Origin of the sequence: Achromobacter sp. D10 (assembly GCF_035282245.1) — a bacterium.
GTDB lineage: Bacteria > Pseudomonadota > Gammaproteobacteria > Burkholderiales > Burkholderiaceae_B > Achromobacter > Achromobacter insolitus.
This window is the reverse complement of record NZ_JAYJLE010000035.1, coordinates 1-590: the sequence shown is the minus strand read 5'-3', so window position 1 is coordinate 590 and position 590 is coordinate 1. Positions and strand designations below refer to the sequence as shown.

Here is a 590-nt window from a genome sequence, read left to right as displayed (position 1 = left end):
GTGCCGCCGCCATAGGCATTGATGCCGTCCAGCACCAGCGTGCCGGCCCCGGCCTTGACGAGCGAGCCGCCTCCCGACACCAGGCCGGACAAGCCCAGCGTCGTGCCGGCAGCCACGTCGACGCGGCCCGTTTGCGCCAGCGTCACGGCACGCGAGATGTCGAACGTGCCGGTGGTGGCCAGCGTGCCGCCGTTGAACGTCAGGCCGCCTGCGGCGGCGCCCAGGTTCGCGTCGCGGCCGATACGCAGGATGCCGTCGGCAATCGTCGTGCCGCCGACGTAGCTGTTGCTGCCGTTCAAGACCATCGCGCCGCCGCCGCTCTTGACGAGCCCGCCTGCTCCCGACACCGCGCCGTTCACGCCCAGCGTGGTCGAAGCTGCGACGTCGAAGCGACCCGTTTGCGCAAGCGTTACGGCGCGCGAGGAAGCAAAGGATCCCGTCGTGGCCAGCGCACCGCCATGGAATGCCAGGCCGCCTATGGCATCGCCCAGGTTCGCATCGCGATCGATTTGCAAGGTGCCTGCCTCGATCGTCGTACCGCCGTCATGGCTATTGCTGCCGCTCAAGACGAGAGTGCCCCCGCCCTGTTT

General features: G+C 69.2%; 1 protein-coding gene. It reads right to left on the bottom strand.

Annotation, left to right across the window (positions count from 1 at the left end; all coding sequences use genetic code 11):
• Nucleotides 1–566: autotransporter-associated beta strand repeat-containing protein (locus tag VCS63_RS29720; protein WP_323881931.1), on the bottom strand; the 566-nt coding region annotated here is incomplete at its 3' end.
• Between the last annotated feature and the right edge of the window lie 24 nt (nucleotides 567–590).